The following is a 12,900-nucleotide window of genomic DNA, read 5'->3' as shown; positions in this document are numbered from 1 at the left end:
GGCTCGTAGTCTGGATCCGTGGCATTCGCGACAGAGGTCCCCGGCAGCGCCGCCGACAAGCACATCCGGCAGGGCATGCCGGTGGCGCACTCCGAGCACCGCCCGGTCGGCGACATCCCGCGCACCGGCGGGCGCTTCGAGGTGGTCAGCGAGTACGAGCCCGCGGGCGACCAGCCCGCGGCGATCGACGAGCTGGAGCGCCGGCTGCGGGCGGGTGAGCAGGACGTGGTGCTGCTCGGCGCCACCGGCACCGGCAAGTCGGCCACCACGGCATGGCTGATCGAGCGCGTCCAGCGGCCCACGCTGGTGATGGCGCCGAACAAGACGTTGGCCGCGCAGCTGGCCAACGAGCTGCGGGAGATGTTGCCGCACAACGCCGTCGAGTACTTCGTCTCCTACTACGACTACTACCAGCCCGAGGCGTACATCGCGCAGACCGACACCTACATCGAGAAGGACTCGTCGATCAACTCCGACGTGGAGCGGCTGCGGCACTCCGCGACGCAGAACCTGCTGTCGCGCCGTGACGTCGTGGTGGTCGCGTCGGTGTCGTGCATCTACGGCCTGGGCACCCCGCAGTCCTACCTCGACCGCTCGGTGCAGCTCGACGTCGGCTCCGAGGTGGAGCGCGACGCGCTGCTGCGCGCACTGGTCGACGTGCAGTACACGCGCAACGACATGGCGTTCGCCCGCGGCACGTTCCGGGTGCGGGGCGACACGGTCGAGATCATCCCGGCGTACGAGGAGCTCGCGATCCGCATCGAGTTCTTCGGCGACGAGATCGAGGCGCTGTACTACCTGCACCCGTTGACGGGCGACGTCATCCGCCAGGTCGACACGGTCCGCATCTTCCCGGCCACGCACTACGTCGCGGGCCCGGAGCGGATGGAGCGCGCCGTTCGCGACATCGAGGCCGAGCTCGAGGAGCGGCTCGCCGAGCTGGAGCGCCAGGGCAAGATGCTCGAGGCCCAGCGGCTGCGGATGCGCACCCAGTACGACATCGAGATGATCCGGCAGGTCGGCTTCTGCTCGGGCATCGAGAACTACTCCCGGCACATCGACGGCCGGGCCGCGGGGTCGGCACCCGCGACGCTGCTCGACTACTTCCCGGACGACTTCCTGCTCGTGATCGACGAGTCGCACGTGACGGTGCCGCAGATCGGCGGCATGTACGAGGGCGACATGTCCCGCAAGCGCAACCTGGTCGAGTTCGGCTTCCGGCTCCCGTCGGCCGTCGACAACCGGCCGCTGACCTGGGAGGAGTTCGCCGACCGGATCGGCCAGACCGTCTACCTGTCGGCCACCCCGGGCGCCTACGAGCTCTCCCGCACGGGCGGGGAGTTCGTCGAGCAGGTGATCCGGCCGACCGGCCTGGTCGACCCCGAGGTCGTCGTCAAGCCGACCAAGGGTCAGATCGACGACCTGGTCCACGAGATCCGGCTGCGCACCGAGCGCGACGAGCGCGTCCTGGTCACGACGCTGACCAAGAAGATGGCCGAGGACCTCACCGACTACCTGCTGGAGCTGGGCATCCGGGTGCGGTACCTGCACTCGGAGGTCGACACGCTGCGCCGCGTCGAGCTGCTCCGCCAGCTGCGCACCGGCGAGTACGACGTGCTGGTCGGGATCAACCTCCTGCGCGAGGGGCTCGACCTGCCGGAGGTGTCGCTGGTCGCGATCCTCGACGCCGACAAGGAGGGCTTCCTGCGGTCGGGCACGTCGCTGATCCAGACGATCGGGCGTGCGGCCCGCAACGTGTCGGGCCAGGTGCACATGTACGCCGACACGGTCACGGAGTCGATGCAGCACGCCATCGACGAGACCGACCGCCGGCGCGCCAAGCAGATCGCCTACAACACGGAGAAGGGGATCGACCCGCAGCCGCTGCGCAAGAAGATCGCCGACATCCTCGACCAGGTGTACCGCGAGGCCGAGGACGGCGAGGTCCCGGTCGGCGGCTCGGGGCGCAACCAGTCCCGGGGCAAGCGGGCGGCGGGTGAGCCCGGCCGCGCGACGGCGTCGGCGAGCTCGGGGATCGTCGCGGGCCGCGACACCAAGAGCATGCCGCGGGCCGAACTGGCCGACCTCATCCAGCAGATGAGCGACCAGATGCTCGCCGCGGCGCGCGACCTGCAGTTCGAGCTGGCCGCGCGGCTGCGCGACGAGATCGCCGACCTGAAGAAGGAGATGCGGGGGATGGACGCGGCCGGCATCCGCTGACTCCCGCCGCGGGCGGCGTGGCGCGTCGCTCGACGGGTACTCCGGTGACGGGGCGCGGCGCGTTGCTCGCCCCGTGCGACCGGGCGCCGACGCGCTTGGCTACCGTGAGGCGTGACCAGCACTGCGTTACCGGCCGGAGGACCCGTGTGACCGTCTCGAGCATGCCGACGGCCGCGGCTGCCCTCACCAGGGTGCTGCGCACGCGTCTGACGGTTCCGAGGTCGACCTTCGTCGTCACGGTGCCGATGCTCGCGGTGGCGCTGACGGCGCTGCTGCTGCACACGCACGGCTACCACATCGACCTCGAGGTCTACCGGATCGGCGTCGACACCTGGCTGGCCGGCGGGGACATGTACGGGCCGCTGCCGCCCACGGTCAGCGGCCTCGCGCTGCCGTTCATCTACCCGCCGTTCGCGGCGATGGTGCTGACGTCGCTGGCGCTCGTGCCCTGGACCGTCGCGTGGGTGTCGCTGTTCGTCGTGTCGTTCGCGAGCCTGGCGGTGACGCTCTACGTCGTCGCGCTGCGGGCGTGGCCCGCCGGCGGCCGCAGCGGTGCGCTCGCGGCGGCCTCGCTGGCGGTGCCCCTCGCGCTCTGGATCGAACCCGTCCTGCAGACGTTCGAGTTCGGCCAGGTCAACATCGTGCTGATGGCGCTGGTCGCGGTCGACTGCCTCACGGTGCGCACCCGATGGCCCCGGGGGCTGCTCGTCGGCATCGCGGCGGCCATCAAGCTGACCCCCGCGGCGTTCGTGCTGTTCTTCCTGCTGCGCCGCGACTACCGGTCGGCCGCGGTGGCCGCGGTGACCGCGGCCGCCGCGACGGGGCTGGGTTTCCTCGTCGACCCCGCGGCGTCGGCGCGCTACTGGTTCGGCGGCCCGGCCTCCGGCGTGAGCGGGTCGGTCTTCTACACCAACGAGACCATCCAGGCGGTGCTGGCGCGGATGGGCGTCAGCGGGTTCGCGCTCACCGCGATCTGGGCGCTCGCGTCGCTGGTCCTGCTCGTGCTGGTGGTGCCGGTGATCCGGCGGGCCGACCGGCCGCTCGCGCTCGTCGTGACCGGTGCGTTCGCGCTGCTCGTGTCGCCGACGTCGTGGTCGCACCACTGGGTCTGGATCGCGCCGGCGCTCGTCGTGACGATCGCCCACGCCCTGCGTGGTCGCTCCGCGGGCTGGGCCGCGGTGTCGGCGGTCCTGCTGGTGGCCTTCTACGTCGCACCGTTCCGGTTCCTCCCGCACGACGACGGGCGCGAGCTGCACTGGAACGGCTGGGAGCAGCTGGCCGGGGCGTCGTACGTGATCGTCGCGGTGGTGCTGCTGGCCGTCGGCTGGTGGCACTACGGTCCGCGACGCGAGCGCGCGACCGTCGCCGGGCCGGCGGCCGAGGACTGACCGTGGACCATCCCGAGCTCGTCGCCTACGCCCTGGCCAAGCCTGGTGCCAGCGAGGACGAGCCGTGGGAGGGCGACCTCGTCGCCAAGGTCGGCGGGAAGATCTTCGCGTTCCTCGGCGGGGGCGGTCTCGGCGTGAAGTGCGGGCGCGACGCCGACGAGGCCGCCGAGCTGCGCGAGCGCTACCCGGAGGCGGTGACGATCATGGCCTACATCGGGCGCCACGGCTGGAACTCGATCGACCTCGACGCGGCGGCGGGCGCGATCCCCGACGACGAGCTCCGCGAGCTTGTCGACGCCAGCTACGACGCGGTCGTCGCGAAGCTGCCGCGGTCGAAGCGGCCGGTCTGACCGCCGCTGCGCGCCCGGGTCGTCCCGATACGGCCGGATCCTGCCGAGGCTCCGGAACTGTCGGACCCCGGGGCCAGGATGGGCCCATGGCCATCGGAGTGCAGATCACATTCGACGCCCGCGATCCCGCCCGGCTCGCGGAGTTCTGGGCGCTCGCGCTCGGCTACGTCGTGCAGCCGCCACCGCCCGGTTTCGACGACTGGCCGTCGTTCCTGGTGACGATCGGGATCCCGGAGGAGCAGCACGACCGCGCGTCCGCGCTCGTCGACCCCGACGGTGCCGGGCCGCGCCTGTTCTTCCAGAAGGTGCCCGAGGACAAGACGGCGAAGAACCGCGTGCATCTCGACGTGAACGTCGGGGCCGGCGCCGAGGACCGCAAGGCTGCTGCGGCCGCGCACCGCGCGACGCTGGAGCGGGCCGGCGCGACCTTCCTGCGCGAGGTCGACGAGCCCGCCGGCTGGTGCCTGGTGATGCGCGACCCGGAGGGCAACGAGTTCTGCCTGCAGTGAGGCCCGGGCGCTCACGCCGGTTCCGCGAGCCGGGCGTGGGCGTCGGCCGGGTCGATCGGGAGGTCGGCCGCGTCGGTCTCCCAGAACACGAAGCGTGAGTCCGCCATGGCCGCGGCGTGGCGACGCATCACCGAGCGGTGCGGCTCGGCGCGGACGAGCCCGTCGACGGCCTCGCGGCTCGTCCATGCCGAGAGCGTCGCGAACTCGCGACGCAGCGGATGCGCGACGAGCGACATGCCGACCGCTCCCGGTGTGCGCGCGACCTGGGCCCGGACCCGCATCGCGTCGCGCAGGAAGGGGACGACGTGGCGGAACCCGCGCACCCGGAAACGCGACGCCATGACGACGACCGGTCCGGTGTGCGAGGCGGCGGCGGGGTAGCGGGTCCAGCGCAGGGTGGGCACGGTGTCTCTCCTCGGTGTCGAAGGCGGGGGTGACGGGTAGGCCGTGGCAGGCGGGCCCGTGACGGGTCGGCCGGTCGCGGTCGCTCGCCCGCGGTCGTTCGGTCGTGGTCGCGAGTCCCGCGGTGGCAGGTCGGTGCGGTTCAGTGCGTCGCCGGGTCTGGCTGAGGCGGGTCGGGTCGGTCGGGACAGTCGGGTCGGCCAGGACGGGCCGGTCAGGACGCGGCGACGGCCGCGCAGCAGCCGACGTAGAGCACCTGCATCGCGGTGCGCGGCACGAGCGGGGTGACGGATCGGCCGCCGAGCGAGCCGCCGGTGCGTGCGGCGTGGACGTTGGCCGGGAACATCGCGACGAGCAGCACGGCCAGGCAGCCGGCCGCGAGGTGGTGGGTCGCCGGGAGGGCCAGCCCGGCGGCCCCGGCGATCTCCAGGACGCCGGTGACCGTCACCAGCAGGCCGGGGCGCCGAAGCCCCGGCGGGACCATCGCGACGAGCTCGTGGCGGCGCGGGGCCAGGAAGTGCGCGCTCGCGGTGAGCAGGAACATCGCGGCGAGCGCTCCGCGTAGCGCCGGCAGCCATCCGTCGAGCGCGGCGACCCCCAGCAGGCCGAGTACGCGCAGTACCGCGAACGCGCCGACGAGCGTGATCAAGGACGCCATCGGGAACCTCCGTCTGAATGTTGACACTGACAAGATGCGCGTCGACGGCCATCTTGTCAATGCCTAGATTCCCGCTAGGCTGCGCAGGTGACCGATCGCCCGTACCACCACGGCAACCTCCGCCGGGCGCTGCTCGACGCATCCGCCCAGCTCGTCGGGGAGCGCGGACCGGCCGCGTTGAGCCTGCGCGAGGTCGCCCGCCGGGCCGGCGTGTCGCACGCGGCACCAGCACACCACTTCACCGACAGGCGCGGTCTGCTCACCGCCCTCGCCGCCGAGGGCTGGGGGCTGCTCGCCGCTCGCCTCGAGGACACGCGCGCGGCCGGCGCCGAGTTCGCGGAGCTCGGCGTGAGCTACGTCCTGTTCGCGACGGAGCACCCCGCCCACTTCGCGGTCATGCGGACACCCGGTCTCCTCGACGACGCGGATCCCGATCTCCTCGCCGCGCGCGACCGGGCGAACGCCCTGCTCTACGCCGGGGCCGGCGTCCCGGAGAGCGACCGTGGACTCGCGGCGTCGGCGGGTGGCCGGGGTCGGGTGCTCGCGGCGTGGTCGCTCGTCCACGGGCTGGCGGTGCTGATGCAGGAAGGGCTCGTCGTGCCGGGCCCGGGGGAGGACGTCGCCGCGGTGGCGCGTGCGGTCACGGCGCAGCTCCGCGACGCCTGACGCCCGGCCGATCCGCGGGCGCGCCGAGGGGGCCGGGTCGCCGCTCGAACGGCAGTGGTTGCGCGCCGGTCGTCAGCCGCGGGCGACGACCGCGGCGGCCTCGGCGCACAGCGCGTCGAGGACGGTGGCCACGGCAGGGCGGGCGGCCGTCGCCGCGCGGGCGACGGCCTCGACGGTCCGCGCCGCACGCACCCCGCGCAGCGGACGCCGGGCGAGCCTGCGGCCGCCGCGGTCGTCGGTCGAGTACCGCGGCAGCAGGGCGATGCCCAGGCCGGCCGCGACGAGCTCCTCGGTGACGGCGAAGTCGTTGATGCGGTGGACGACGCGCGGCTGCACCCCGGTCCTCAGGGCGATGGTGCGCAGCACGTCGTCCACCGGCCAGCCGACGCTCACGCTGATCCAGTCCTCGCCGGTGAGGTCGGCCAGCCGCAGGCCGCGGCGGCGCGCCAGCCGGTGCCCGGGCGGCAGGACGACGTCGAGCGGTTCGCGCATCAGGGGCACGCTCACCCACCGCCGGGCGTCGCGGGTCGGCGGCGGGTTGAGCTCGTCGTGGTGGCTGACGACGACGTCCACACCCGCGGTGAGGGCGGGCACGTCGCCCGGGGGCGGGTCGGCGACGTCGGCCCGGATCCGGATCGGGCCGTCGGCGAAGCGCCGCAGCAGGCCCGGCAGGAGCATCCGCGCCCCGGACGGGAAGAACGTCAGCGAGACCGCCCCCGCAGGCTCGGAGTGCAGCGCGTCGACCGCCGCCTGTGCCCGCGCCATCGCCGCCAGCACCTCCTCCGCGCGCTCGACGAGCACGAGACCCGCCTCGGTGAGCCGCAACCCCCGGCCCGCCGGCTCGGTCACCGGGCTGCCGATCTCCTCGGCGAGTGCCTTGAGCTGCTGCGATATCGCCGACGGCGTGTAGGACAGGGCGGCGGCGACCGCCGTGACGCTGCCGCGGTCGGCGAGCTCGCGGAGGACACGCAGGCGCTGGACGTCCATGAAGCAATTCTGAACGATCTGTTCAGTTCTTTTCGATCGACTTCCCTGATTCGCCGGGTGACGGTGGACGGGTGACTCCCCGCGACCGTCTGCTCGCCGTGCTCGTCGCCGTCATCTGGGGCGTGAACTTCCTGGCCATCCACATCGGACTGGGGCACTTCCCGCCGCTGCTCCTGGCCTGCCTGCGGTTCGCCGTCATCGCGCTGCCGACGGTGCTCTTCGTGCCGCGCCCGGCCGTGCCGCTGCGCTGGTTGCTGGGCTACGGCATCGGGTTCGGGACGCTGCAGTTCGTGTTCTTGTTCGTCGCGATGGACGTCGGGATGCCGACGGGGCTCGCGTCGCTGGTGCTGCAGGCGTCGGGCCCCTTGACGGTCGTGCTCGCCGTGCTGCTGCTGCGGGAGCGGCCGAGCCGGCGACAGGTGATCGGCATCGTGGCCGCCCTCGTGGGCCTGGTGGCGATCGCGGTGGCGCAGGCGCAGTCCGCCGCGCTGCTGCCCGTCGTGCTGACGTTGCTCGGCGCCTTGGGGTGGGCGTTCGGCAACCTCTCGAGCCGCCTCGCGGCGCCGCCCGAGCCGATGCACCTGACGTTGTGGATGTGCGTCGTCCCGCCGGTGCCGCTCCTGGCGCTGTCGCTGCTCGTGGAGGGCCCGGCTGCCGACCTCGCCGCGCTGCGGACGTCGTTCACACCGTCGGGCTGGGCGGGGATCGGCGCGATCGGCTATCTCGCGCTGGTCGCCACCGTCGTCGGCTCCGGGATCTGGACGGTCCTGCTGCGCCGGTACCCGGCGGGCGTCGTGGCGCCCTACTCGATGCTGGTCCCGGTGGTCGGCATCTCGTCGGCGGCGCTCCTGCTGGGGGAGCGGCCCGGGATCGTGGAGCTCGTCGCGGGGGTGGTCGTCGTCGCCGGGGTGCTGCTCGGCTCGGCGCGCCCGCGCCCGTCGGACGGAACGGTCCCGCAGCCCGCACGCGGGCGGACGGCGCTGTCGCGCAACTGAGCCGCGCGACACGGACGCTCGCGCCGCCGGGACGGGGCCGGGGGCGACGCGACGAGGACGACGGGAGGGCAGGGACGACGGGAGGGCGGGAACGACGGAGGGCGGCGACCCCTGCAGGGTCGCCGCCCTCCGGCCGGGCGCGGGTCGGGTCAGGCGCCGGATGCGTACCGGTCGATCAGCTGGCCGAGGCGGGGCAGGGCCTCCTCGACGTTCTTCTTGCCGTTCGGACGCAGCTTCGCGTAGACCTTCTTGGCCGCGTCGCTGCTCGTGACCTGGGCACGCTCGTCGGTGACACCCAGAAGAGCGTCGGCCGCCGCGTCGGAGCGGGCGGTGAGGAAGGCGCCGAAGTCGTTGCCACCGGTCGCCCGGTACTCGCCGTAGAACGGCTCGAGGGCGTCGGCGAACTCGGGGAGCATGCGGTTCATCGCCGACTCGACGATGCCGGGCTTGATCTTCTTCACCGCGGTGTAACCGGTCTTGATGACCGCGCCGGACACGCCGTTCTTGTCGGAAACCTCGGCGTCGACCAGCAGCTGCAGGTCGTTGATCACCGCGGGACGGCGGGCGGGGTTCAGCAGGATCTCTTCAAGCGTCTGGGCCACGGCCTGACGGTCCTTTCGGTCATTCTCGGGGGTATCGGACCGCGCCGTCGGGGCGTCGCGATCTCGACGCGGGGACGCTACTACAAGATCAACTAGCGCCTGAAACTCGGAGGGTGGTCGCCCGGAGGGATGACCCTCAGCTGGTGATGTCCTTGCGCTGGAAGCGCCACACCGCGAGCGCACCGAACACCGCGGCGAAGCAGAGCGAGGAGAACACCCCGCGCGTCATGTCGCCCCAGTCGACCTGGCCGGCGAGCAGGTCGGACCAGGCGTTGACGTAGTGCGTCGGCAGGTAGTCGCGCAGGTTCTCCAGCGCGGTGATCTGGTCGAGGATCTGCGAGACGATCGATGTCATGACGGCGCCGCCGACGGCGCCCAGCGGCGCGTCGGTGCTCACGGAGAGCAGCAGCGCGAGCGCGGCGACCCAGCTCATGCTGAGCGCCAGGTAGAGCGCGCCCAGCAGGACCCGCCCGACCGCGGTCCAGAACTCGAGCGACTCCCCGGTGGGTGCGACGAGGTCGCCGGTGCCGTAGGCCAGCGCGCCGACGACGAGCGACACGACCGGCAACAGCAGCAGTGCGCCGAGCGAGAGCATCCCGGCGACGATCGCCTTCTGCCGCAACAGCCGGGCCCGGGGGATCGGTGCGGCCAGCAGGTAGCGCAGGCTCGACCAACTGGCCTCCGACGCCACCGTGTCGCCGAAGAACAGCGCCACCACGACGACGAGCAGGAAGCTCGCCGACGCGAACAGCGCGAACACGGCGAAGTTCGCGGCGCCGTCCTTCGCGAGGTCGACGAGGTTGACCGACGCGCCGGGCGGGCCGTCGGCGGCCAGGCTGAACGCGATCCACAGGATGATCGGCAGGAGCACGACGAGCGCGAACGCGACCTGCGTGCGGCGGCGCCGCAGCTGGCGGGTCAGCTCGACGCGGATCGGCATCGTCCGGCGGACGTCGTAGGGCTCGGTCGGCACGGGGGCCTCGAACCCGGCGACGCGGCCGCGGTGCGTGGACGCCTCGGCGGTGTCGACTGCGCCGGCCCGCGTCGGACGTCCGGCGGTGTCGACTGCGCCGGTCCGCGTCGGACGTCCGGCGGTGTCGACTGCGCCGGCCCGCGTCGGGGGGGTGCCGGGACCGGCCGGGTCGGGGGTGTTCACCGGGTCGCTCACGGGGTCGCGTCCTCTCCGACGAGCTGCAGGAAGGCGTCCTCGAGCCGGCGCCGCGGTCCGGCGGACTGCACGCCCACCCCGGCCGTGACCAGCGCCTGCACCGCCTCGGCCCGCGGGGTGCCGTTCAGCTCGGCGTGCACGAGCGTCCCGTCGACGGCGACCTCGCGCACCCCGGCCAGCCCGCCCAGCACCGCGGCGGCCCGGTCGGGCTCGTCGACGGTGAAGCTGGCCGCCCCGCCGCCCGCGATGATGTCGGCGACGGTGCCGTCGGCCACGACGAGTCCCTTGTGCATGACGACGACGTGCGTGCAGGTCTGCTCGACCTCGGCCAGCAGGTGGCTGGACACGAGGACGGTGCGGCCGTCGGCGGCGTACCGGCGCAGGACCTCGCGCATCGCGTGGATCTGGGGCGGGTCGAGCCCGTTGGTGGGCTCGTCGAGCAGCAGCAGCTCCGGCAGCCCGAGCATCGCCTGGGCGATCGCCAGGCGCTGCCGCATGCCCTGGCTGTAGGCGCCGACGCGGCGGTCGACCGACGAGCCGAGCCCGGCGATGGCGAGGGCCTCCTCGACGTGCGCGTCCGCGGGCGGGCGGCCCGTCGCGGCCCAGTAGAGCCGCAGGTTGTCCGCACCCGACAGGTGCGGCAGGAACCCGGGCCCCTCGACGAAGGCGCCGATCCGGGCCAGCACGGGCGCACCCGGGCCGATCGGCTCGCCGAACGCGCGCATCGTGCCCGCCGACGGCCGGATCAGGCCCATCAGCATGCGCAGGACGGTCGTCTTCCCGGCCCCGTTGGGACCCAGCAGCCCGAGCACCATGCCGGGCTTCACGTCGAACGACACGTCGCGGACTGCGGTGAACCCGCCGCGGTAGGTCTTGGCGAGGCCGCGGATCTCCAGCGGCGGTGCGTCGGGGTCCGGGGCGGGCGCGAGCAGCCGGCGCCGCCGCCACCGCGCGACCAGCCATGCTAGCAGTGCGCCGGCGAGGATCACGCCGATGCCGACGAGGTAGCCGAACGGGACGGTGTTCTCGGTGACGGCGCGGCCGGGGACGGACGGCACGCTGACGGTGGGGTCGGCGCCGAGCCCGATCCGCCACACCGCGGGGTCGTTCGCCGGGGCGTAGGCCTGGTCGGTGGTGCTGACGCCGACCACGAGCCGGTCGCCCGCCTGCAGCGGAGCGACGACGGCGGGCAGGGTGAGCGTCACCGTCGCGGGCGAGCCGTCGGCGGGCACGGGGACCCGCATGGGCGCGACCGACGAGCCGAGCAGCACCCGCCTGCCGTCGGGGGACAGCGTCGAGATCCGCCCGAACAGCACCGCCTCGTCCCCCGCAGGCTGCCCCGGTTCCCGCGACACCGTGACCGTGACGCGCGACGACCCGGCGAGGGTCGTGGGCGCGGCGAGCGGGTCGCTGCGGAACTCGGCCGACTGGCCCGGCAGGTTCGCGGTGAACGCCGAGAGCCTGCCGGCGAGGCTGCCGATCGAGCCGCCGAGCCCGGGCAGCGACGTGATCGCCGCCGGGTTGCCCCCGGCCGGGTTCACGACGTCCTGCGGCGACCCGCGCAGCGGCAGGTGCTGCGCGGCCACCGGCGGGTTGCCCGCCAGCCCGGGGTAGGTGTCGGCGACGATCGTGCGGCCGGTGGGCGTCGTGCTGCCTGCGCGGATGCCGCTCTGCACGGCGTAGGCGAAGCCCGAGGTCGGGGCGGGCCCGCTGCGCATCAGGTAGTGGTCGAACCACTGCGCGATGTCGTCGCGCACGGACTGGCCCGGGGCGCCGCCGTCGTGCCCGCCCGCGTACCAGACGACGCGGACCGTGCCGCCCGCCGCGGCGATCTGGCGGGCGTTGGCGTCGGCCTGGTCCAGACCGAAGAGCGTGTCCTGCTCGCCCTGGACGAGCAGCGTCGGGGCGGTGATGCGGTCGGTGACCGAGGCGGGCGAGGAGCGGTACAGCAGCTGGGCCGTCGCGGGGGAGATGCGGCCGGTCGTCGCGGCCTCGGTGTAGGCGGCGCACACCTGCGCGGTGAACCGCCCGCAGGTCAGCGGCGTCCCGTCCGGAGCGGCGGACGCGACGCCGGGCGCGGCCGTGCCCTGGACCGCGCCCGCGCCACCCTGGCCCGGAGCATCCTCACGCGAGGAGCCCTGGCCCCCTGAGCCCTGACTCCCTGAGCCCTGACCCGACGAGCCCTGGTCGCTCGAGCCCGTGTTCCCCCCGCCCAGCACCGACGCCGCCTGCGAGCCCGCGGCCCCGGCCGGGCTCGCGCCCGCGGAGAAGAAGATCCCGGCCCAGCCGCGTTTGAAGACGCCGTCGTCGCCGAACGTGCGCGCCGCGGGCGTGTCGGCAGGCGGCGGGGTCCCGCCCGCGGCGTCGGGGAAGAGTGCTTGACCCAGGTCGTTGTAGGTGATGACGGGCGCGATGGCGTCGATGCGCTTGTCGTAGCCCGCGAGCAGCAGCGACAGGGCGCCGCCGTAGGACCCGCCGGTGACGCCGACGCGGGGGTCTCCCGGCCCGTCGAGCAGCACCTCGGGACGCTGCGCGAGCCAGTCGACGAGCCGCCGGGCGTCGGCGACCTCGTAGTCGGGTGAGTCGAGCGCGATCTGGCCGCCGCTGGCCCCGAACCCCCGCGCCGACCAGGTCAGGACGACATAGCCACGGGCGGCGAGATCACGGGCGTCGGCGTCGACCGACGCCTTGCTGCCGCCGAACCCGTGCGCCACGAGCACCGCGGGGGCGGGCGTGCGCGCGGGCAGGTACAGGGTCGTGTCCAGACCGACGGGCGCCGCGACGCCGGGACCCCCGCTCACCTCGATGCGTTGTTCGACGGTGCGGACGTCCGAGCTGGCCGCGTTGCCACGGCCGGCGGTGACCAGTGCGACGACCGCACCGACCACCACGACGACCACGACGGCAACGAGCGCACGCAGGCGTGCGCTCCGGAGGGGTCGGGACACACGACGA

General features: G+C 73.7%; 12 protein-coding genes. 6 read left to right on the top strand and 6 right to left on the bottom strand.

Annotation, left to right across the window (positions count from 1 at the left end):
* Positions 1 to 18 precede the first annotated feature (18 nt).
* From uvrB to PSED_RS19425, 4 genes are all read left to right on the top strand, one after another.
* The gene (uvrB, locus tag PSED_RS19440) at positions 19 to 2,220 is read left to right on the top strand and encodes an excinuclease ABC subunit UvrB (protein WP_013675952.1); all 2,202 of its coding nucleotides are present in this window, start codon (positions 19 to 21) and stop codon (positions 2,218 to 2,220) included.
* 146 nt (positions 2,221 to 2,366) lie between these two features.
* Positions 2,367 to 3,608, top strand: a complete 1,242-nt coding sequence (locus PSED_RS19435; RefSeq protein ID WP_013675951.1) for a glycosyltransferase 87 family protein — start codon at positions 2,367 to 2,369, stop codon at positions 3,606 to 3,608.
* A gap of 2 nt (positions 3,609 to 3,610) precedes the next feature.
* Complete coding sequence (locus PSED_RS19430) at positions 3,611 to 3,958, top strand: MmcQ/YjbR family DNA-binding protein (protein ID WP_013675950.1); 348 nt, start codon at positions 3,611 to 3,613, stop codon at positions 3,956 to 3,958.
* A gap of 86 nt (positions 3,959 to 4,044) precedes the next feature.
* Positions 4,045 to 4,467 carry a VOC family protein gene (locus PSED_RS19425; RefSeq protein ID WP_013675949.1) on the top strand — a complete coding sequence of 141 codons (423 nt, stop codon included), beginning with the start codon at positions 4,045 to 4,047 and terminating at the stop codon, positions 4,465 to 4,467.
* Positions 4,468 to 4,478: 11 nt separating this feature from the next.
* Here PSED_RS19425 and PSED_RS19420 read toward each other — a convergent pair whose 3' ends face one another.
* Together PSED_RS19420 and PSED_RS19415 are read right to left on the bottom strand one after the other, a co-directional pair.
* Entirely contained in the window at positions 4,479 to 4,871 is a 393-nt protein-coding gene (locus tag PSED_RS19420; RefSeq protein WP_013675948.1) for a hypothetical protein, read from the bottom strand.
* 212 nt (positions 4,872 to 5,083) lie between these two features.
* Positions 5,084 to 5,527: a DoxX family protein gene (locus tag PSED_RS19415; protein ID WP_013675947.1), complete on the bottom strand. Its 444-nt coding sequence runs from the start codon at positions 5,525 to 5,527 to the stop codon at positions 5,084 to 5,086.
* Positions 5,528 to 5,614: 87 nt separating this feature from the next.
* Between PSED_RS19415 and PSED_RS19410 the strand changes: the two genes are divergently transcribed.
* A complete protein-coding gene (locus PSED_RS19410) occupies positions 5,615 to 6,193 on the top strand; it encodes a TetR/AcrR family transcriptional regulator (RefSeq protein WP_013675946.1) in 579 nt (192 codons plus the stop codon).
* A 72-nt stretch (positions 6,194 to 6,265) separates the two neighbouring features.
* Here the strand turns inward: PSED_RS19410 and PSED_RS19405 are convergent, their stop codons facing one another.
* A complete protein-coding gene (locus PSED_RS19405) occupies positions 6,266 to 7,180 on the bottom strand; it encodes a LysR family transcriptional regulator (protein ID WP_013675945.1) in 915 nt (304 codons plus the stop codon).
* A gap of 71 nt (positions 7,181 to 7,251) precedes the next feature.
* Between PSED_RS19405 and PSED_RS19400 the strand changes: the two genes are divergently transcribed.
* Entirely contained in the window at positions 7,252 to 8,175 is a 924-nt protein-coding gene (locus tag PSED_RS19400) for an EamA family transporter (protein ID WP_013675944.1), read from the top strand.
* A gap of 149 nt (positions 8,176 to 8,324) precedes the next feature.
* On the opposite strand, the gene PSED_RS19395 is transcribed toward PSED_RS19400, so the two are convergent.
* The 3 genes from PSED_RS19395 to PSED_RS19385 form a co-directional block, all read right to left on the bottom strand.
* Positions 8,325 to 8,777, bottom strand: a complete 453-nt coding sequence (locus tag PSED_RS19395; RefSeq protein ID WP_013675943.1) for a DUF6918 family protein — start codon at positions 8,775 to 8,777, stop codon at positions 8,325 to 8,327.
* Positions 8,778 to 8,913: 136 nt separating this feature from the next.
* Positions 8,914 to 9,945, bottom strand: coding sequence for an ABC transporter permease (locus PSED_RS19390; protein ID WP_013675942.1), 1,032 nt, complete (start codon positions 9,943 to 9,945; stop codon positions 8,914 to 8,916).
* The gene (locus PSED_RS19385; RefSeq protein ID WP_049803449.1) at positions 9,942 to 12,893 is read right to left on the bottom strand and encodes an alpha/beta fold hydrolase; all 2,952 of its coding nucleotides are present in this window, start codon (positions 12,891 to 12,893) and stop codon (positions 9,942 to 9,944) included. The genes PSED_RS19390 and PSED_RS19385 overlap by 4 nt, the downstream gene beginning before the upstream one ends.
* Positions 12,894 to 12,900: the final 7 nt, after the last annotated feature.

The organism is Pseudonocardia benzenivorans CB1190, assembly GCF_000196675.2.
Lineage (GTDB): Bacteria > Actinomycetota > Actinomycetes > Mycobacteriales > Pseudonocardiaceae > Pseudonocardia > Pseudonocardia benzenivorans.
The sequence above is the reverse complement of the archived record's forward strand: the minus strand, read 5'-3'. Positions and strand labels throughout refer to the sequence as shown.